Origin of the sequence: Enterobacter sp. SES19 (genome assembly GCF_011765665.1) — a bacterium.
Taxonomy (GTDB): Bacteria; Pseudomonadota; Gammaproteobacteria; order Enterobacterales; family Enterobacteriaceae; genus Enterobacter; species Enterobacter pseudoroggenkampii.
The window spans coordinates 281,774-283,280 of the sequence record NZ_CP050320.1 but is presented as its reverse complement, the minus strand read 5'-3'; the positions used below and the strand labels follow the sequence as shown (position 1 = coordinate 283,280).

At 54.2% G+C, this 1,507-nt stretch carries 2 rRNA genes (1 of these 2 only partly in view); both read right to left on the bottom strand.

From position 1 onward, the window contains the following. Positions 1–6 precede the first annotated feature (6 nt). Positions 7–144: ribosomal RNA gene (rrf, locus tag GXP72_RS01290) — 5S ribosomal RNA — on the bottom strand. Positions 145–191: 47 nt separating this feature from the next. Further along, positions 192–1,507: ribosomal RNA gene (locus GXP72_RS01285) — 23S ribosomal RNA — on the bottom strand (it continues 2,329 nt past the right edge of the window).

Genomic DNA, 1,507 nt, shown 5'->3' with positions numbered 1-1,507 from the left:
TTTGATGCCTGGCAGTTCCCTACTCTCACATGGGGAGACCCCACACTACCATCGGCGCTACGGCGTTTCACTTCTGAGGCTACGGCGTTTCACTTCTGAGTTCGGCATGGGGTCAGGTGGGACCACCGCGCTAAAGCCGCCAGGCAAATTCTGTTAATCTGTATCAGGCTGAAAATCGTCTTCGGCGTTGTAAGGTTAAGCCTCACGGTTCATTAGTATCGGTTAGCTCAACGCATCGCTGCGCTTACACACCCGACCTATCAACGTCGTCGTCTTCAACGTTCCTTCAGGAGACTTAAAGTCTCAGGGAGAACTCATCTCGGGGCAAGTTTCGTGCTTAGATGCTTTCAGCACTTATCTTTTCCGCATTTAGCTACCGGGCAGTGCCATTGGCATGACAACCCGAACACCAGTGATGCGTCCACTCCGGTCCTCTCGTACTAGGAGCAGCCCCCCTCAATTCTCCAGCGCCCACGGCAGATAGGGACCGAACTGTCTCACGACGTTCTAAACCCAGCTCGCGTACCACTTTAAATGGCGAACAGCCATACCCTTGGGACCTACTTCAGCCCCAGGATGTGATGAGCCGACATCGAGGTGCCAAACACCGCCGTCGATATGAACTCTTGGGCGGTATCAGCCTGTTATCCCCGGAGTACCTTTTATCCGTTGAGCGATGGCCCTTCCATTCAGAACCACCGGATCACTATGACCTGCTTTCGCACCTGCTCGAGCCGTCACTCTCGCAGTCAAGCTAGCTTATGCCATTGCACTAACCTCCTGATGTCCGACCAGGATTAGCTAACCTTCGTGCTCCTCCGTTACTCTTTGGGAGGAGACCGCCCCAGTCAAACTACCCACCAGACACTGTCCGCAACCCGGATTTCGTGCTCCTCCGTTACTCTTTGGGAGGAGACCGCCCCAGTCAAACTACCCACCAGACACTGTCCGCAACCCGGATCACGGGTCTACGTTAGAACACCAGCCATTAAAGGGTGGTATTTCAAGGATGGCTCCACGCAGACTGGCGTCCACGCTTCAAAGCCTCCCACCTATCCTACACATCAAGGACCAGTGTTCAGTGTCAATTCGTGCTCCTCCGTTACTCTTTGGGAGGAGACCGCCCCAGTCAAACTACCCACCAGACACTGTCCGCAACCCGGATTACGGGTCTACGTTAGAACACCAGCCATTAAAGGGTGGTATTTCAAGGACGGCTCCACGCAGACTGGCGTCCACGCTTCAAAGCCTCCCACCTATCCTACACATCAAGGACCAGTGTTCAGTGTCAAGCTATAGTAAAGGTTCACGGGGTCTTTCCGTCTTGCCGCGGGTACACTGCATCTTCACAGCGAGTTCAATTTCACTGAGTCTCGGGTGGAGACAGCCTGGCCATCATTACGCCATTCGTGCAGGTCGGAACTTACCCGACAAGGAATTTCGCTACCTTAGGACCGTTATAGTTACGGCCGCCGTTTACCGGGGCTTCGATCAAGAGCTTCGCGTT